The organism is Streptomyces odonnellii (assembly GCF_000981895.1).
Taxonomy (GTDB): domain Bacteria; phylum Actinomycetota; class Actinomycetes; order Streptomycetales; family Streptomycetaceae; genus Streptomyces; species Streptomyces odonnellii.
Genome location: NZ_LATD01000110.1, coordinates 1 through 4,740 on the forward strand (window position 1 = coordinate 1; position 4,740 = coordinate 4,740).

Consider the following 4,740-nt stretch of genomic DNA (forward strand, 5'->3'; position numbering starts at 1 on the left):
GCGGTCCCGACAGGGCACCGGGGGGAGCCGCCCGGCCCGGTCCCTGATCCACCCGGCCCGTCCTGACCCGCCTCATCCGCCCGAGCCGCCCGATCCCCTCCCGTCCACCCACCTCTGTCCGTCCGACTCCGTCCACCCGTCCGTCCAGCGCCACACCGCCGCAGCACCGCCGAGGAGGCAGCCCCCGTGACCGCCCGCACGCCGTCCGACCGTCCTTCGGAGCCCACGCTCCCCACCACCTCCGTCCCCGCCCCGGCCGCCGGGGCGGGGAAGAAGCCCGCGCGCCGCAAGCGCCCACAGGACTCCGGTGCCACCGCCCCGCCGCCGCGCGACGATCCCGGCGAGCGTGCGGAGGCGGTGCGGGCCGCGCCCGCGCTGGACGGCACGGACCGGGAGCGGCTGCTCAACGGCTCGCACCACGATCCGCACGCGCTGCTGGGCGCGCACCCGGTGGCGGACGGCGTGCTGTTCCGAACGCTGCGGCCGTACGCGCGCGCGGTGACCGTCGTGACCAGGCAGCCCGCCGCCCGGAAGCCCGCAGGGGGCCCCGCCGTACGGGTCGCGCTGCATGACGACGGCGACGGCTTCTTCTCCGGGATCCTGCCGCTGGAAGCCGCCGGAGCCGCTGGAGCCGTACCGGAGTACACACTCCTCGTCCGCTACAGCGACACCGCCGAGCCGCTCGACGAGCTGGAGGTGGAGGATCCGTACCGTTTCCTGCCCGCGCTCGGCGAACTCGATCTCCATCTGATCGGCGAGGGCCGGCACGAGGAGCTGTGGCGGGCCCTCGGTGCCCGGACCATGACCCACCAGGGCGTGGCCGGCACCCGCTTCACCGTCTGGGCGCCCAATGCCCGGGGCGTACGGATCTCCGGCGACTTCAACTACTGGGACGGCACCGCCCTGCCGATGCGCTCGCTGGGCTCCACCGGGGTGTGGGAGCTGTTCGTACCGGGGATCGGCGAGGGCGCGCTGTACAAGTTCGACATCACCCGCCCGGACGGTTCGCACACCCTGCGCGCCGACCCGATGGCACGCCGTACGGAAGTGCCGCCCGCGACGGCCTCCGTGGTCACCGAGTCGCACCATGTGTGGCGCGACGAGCAGTGGCTCAAGCACCGCGCCGACCGGCCGGTGCACGAGGCGCCGTTCTCGGTGTACGAGGTCCATCTCGCTTCCTGGCGGCCTGGACTGACATACCGTCAGCTCGCCGCACAGCTCCCCGCGTATGTCCGTGACCTCGGTTTCACCCATGTCGAGCTGATGCCGGTGGCCGAGCATCCCTTCGGCGGATCCTGGGGCTATCAGGTCACCGGCTTCTACGCGCCGACCTCCCGGATGGGCACCCCCGACGACTTCCGGTATCTCGTCGACGCCCTGCACCGCGCGGGCATCGGTGTGATCGTCGACTGGGTGCCCGCCCACTTCCCCAAGGACGACTGGGCGCTGGCGCGGTTCGACGGCCGGCCGCTGTACGAGCACGGGGACCCGCGACGGGCCGAGCACCCCGACTGGGGAACGCTGGAGTTCGACTACGGCCGCACGGAAGTCCGTAACTTCCTGGTCGCCAACGCCGTGTACTGGTGCGAGGAGTTCCATGTCGACGGGCTGCGGGTCGACGCGGTCGCCTCGATGCTCTACCTCGACTATTCGCGCGAGGAGGGCCAGTGGACGCCCAACGAGCGTGGCGGGCGGGAGAATCTGGACGCTGTCGCCTTCCTCCAGGAGATGAACGCGACGGTCTACCGCCGCTGCCCGGGGGTGGTGACGATCGCCGAGGAGTCCACCGCCTGGAACGGTGTCACCCGTGCCACCCACCATGTGGGCCCCGACGGCTTCGGCGGGCTCGGCTTCGGGCTGAAGTGGAACATGGGCTGGATGCACGACTCGCTGGACTACGTCTCCAAGGAGCCGGTCCACCGCAGGTACCACCACGGCGAGATGACGTTCTCCATGGTGTACGCGTACAGCGAGAACTATGTCCTGCCGATCTCCCACGACGAGGTCGTGCACGGCAAGCGCGCGCTGGTCTCCAAGATGCCGGGCGACTGGTGGCAGCAACGCGCCAATGAGCGTGCCTACTTGGGCTTCATGTGGGCCCACCCCGGCAAGCAGCTCCTCTTCATGGGGCAGGAGTTCGCGCAGGGCGCGGAGTGGTCGGAGGGGCACGGCCCGGACTGGTGGGTGCTCGATCCGTCGTACGAGGCCGAGGCCGACCACCGGGGCGTACGCGATCTGGTGCGCGATCTCAACAGGGTGTACGCCGCGACGCCCGCGCTCTGGGAGCGGGACACCGTGCCGGAGGGCTTCGCGTGGGTCGACGGCGACGCGGCCGACGACAATGTCTTCGCCTTCCTCCGCTTCGACGCGGACGGCTCGCCGCTGCTGGCGGTCTCGCACTTCTCGCCGGTGGTGCGGCAGCGGTACCGGCTCGGTGTTCCGGAGGAGTTCGCGGCCTGGACGGAGATCCTGAACACGGACGCGGCGCGGTACGGCGGCAGCGACGTGCTGAACGCGGAGCCGCTGAAGCCGGAGCCGGTGGCGGCGCACGGCCGGCCGGAGAGCATCCAGCTCACACTGCCGCCGCTGGCGACGGTGTGGCTGCGGCCGGTCTGAGGTTTTCGTACGGTGCCGCCCCGCCGGGATCGCTCCGGCGGGGCGGCACCGTACGGTCCACGGCCGGGCGCGTTCAGGTACGTACGATTCGTACGATCCCCAGCCGCTGGGTCGCCCGGGTCAGGGCCACGTACAGGTCGTTCGTGCCGCGCGGCGAGGCGTTCAGGATGCCGTCCGGATCGGCGACGATCACCGTGTCGAACTCCAGGCCCTTCGCCTGGCGCGCGCCGAGCAGGACCACCGGCCGGGTGAGATCGGGCTCGGAGCCCCAGGAGGCGTCCGAGAGCTGTGCCGCGAGGGCGGGCAGCAGGGTGGCCGGGGCGATCACCGCGAGACGTCCCTCGCCCGGGTGCGCCAGCGCCGGATCCGAGGTCAGCGCGGCGGCCGTACGTACCAGAGCCGCCGCCTCCACCGTACGCACGAGGGGGACGCGGCCGGTCGACCGTACCGACTTCGGGGGTTCGAAGAGCGGGTCGGCGGTCCGCCGCACCTCGGCCGCGACCTCCATGATCTCCACCGGCGTACGGTAGTTGACGCCGAGCCGCACCAGCCGCCAGCGGTCGCCGACGTACGGTGCGAGGATCTGCCGCCAGGAGTCGCAGCCGGCCGCGTCACCGGTCTGGGCGGGGTCGCCGACCAGGGTCATGGAGCGGCTGGGGCAGCGGCGCATCAGCAACCGCCAGGCCATGGCGGAGAGTTCCTGTGCCTCGTCCACGACGATATGGCCGAAGGCCCAGGTGCGGTCGGCGGCGGCCCGTTCGGCGGCGCTGCGGTGGTCGGCCTCCTCCTGCCGGTCCGCGAACCGTTCGGCGTCGATGATGTCGTGTGCGGCGAGCACCTCGGACTCCTGGTCCTCGAACTCGTATGTCTTCGAGCCCTCGGAGAGGTCGAGCACGCCCTGCGCGTAGGCGATCCGGTCCTGGCGCTCGGCCTCGGCGGCGGCGCGGGCGGCGCTGTCGTCCTCGCCGAGGAGTTCGGCGGCCTCGTCGAGCAGCGGTACGTCGGCGGGGGTCCAGGGGCCGTCGGTCCTGCGGATCAGCTCGGCTTCGTCGTCCGGGAGGCGGGTGGGCCCGGCGAGGAAGTCGGCGATCAGCCGCTGCGGGGTGAGGAGCGGCCAGAGTTCCTCGATCGCGGCGTGCACCTCGCGGCTGGTGGCGATCTCCTTGCCGAGCTGGGCGATGTCGTCCGCGCCGAGCAGATTCCCGTCGCCGAGGGGATCGGCGCCGAGCCGGTCCGCGAGCTGCTCGGTGAGGGCGTCGATGACATGGAAGGCGAAGTGCGGGCGCGCAAGATTGTGCGGAAGGCCGGTCTCCCGGGCGTGCCAGCGGGCGTCCTCGGCCATGGCACGGTCGAGGAGGAGCGTTCCGTACCCCTCGTGGGCGATCTCGGTGGCGCGGTGGGGCACGGTCTGCCGGTCGCGCACCACCCCGGCCAGCACCTCGGCCATCGAGGCCCGGCCCTTGATCTCGGCCGCCGCGGGGGTGTCCGTACCGGTGGCCCGTACCCCCGGGAACAGTTCGCCGACCGTCGCCAGCAGCACTCCGGTCTCACCGAGCGAGGGCAGCACCTCGCCGATATAGCCGAGGAAGGCCGGGTTGGGGCCGACGATCAGCACGGCGCGGCGGGCGAGCTGCTCTCGGTGGGCGTAGAGGAGATACGCGGCCCGGTGCAGCGCGACCGCGGTCTTGCCGGTGCCGGGGCCGCCCTCGACGACCAGCACGCCCCGGTGCGGGGCGCGGATGATGCGGTCCTGTTCGGCCTGGATGGTCTGGACGATGTCGCTCATCCGGCCGGTACGGACGGAGTTGAGCGCGGAGAGCAGGACGGCGTCGGCGTCCGGGTCCTCGTAACCGGTGCGGGTGGTGTCGGTGAGATCCATGATCTCGTCGTGGAGCGCGGTGACGCGGCGGCCCTGGGTGGTGATGTGGCGGCGCCGGCGCAGACCCATGGGGGAGAAGCCGGTGGCGAGATAGAAGGGGCGGGCGACGGGGGCGCGCCAGTCGATGAGGAGGGGGGTGCGGTCCTCGTCGTCGAGACGTATTCCGATTCGTCCGATGTGGTGGACATGGGCACCTGGATCAGCACCCCGGGCTGCGTCGTCGACCTCGGTGCCGTGCCCGTCGC

General features: G+C 72.1%; 2 protein-coding genes. One reads left to right on the forward strand and one right to left on the reverse strand.

What is annotated here, in order from left to right:
* Positions 1 to 186 precede the first annotated feature (186 nt).
* Positions 187 to 2,616, forward strand: coding sequence for a 1,4-alpha-glucan branching enzyme (gene glgB / locus WH07_RS12275; RefSeq protein ID WP_198533791.1), 2,430 nt, complete (start codon positions 187 to 189; stop codon positions 2,614 to 2,616).
* A 73-nt stretch (positions 2,617 to 2,689) separates the two neighbouring features.
* Here the strand turns inward: glgB and WH07_RS12280 are convergent.
* On the reverse strand, positions 2,690 to 4,740 hold a 2,051-nt coding region (locus WH07_RS12280), incomplete at its 5' end, for a HelD family protein (RefSeq protein WP_052744344.1).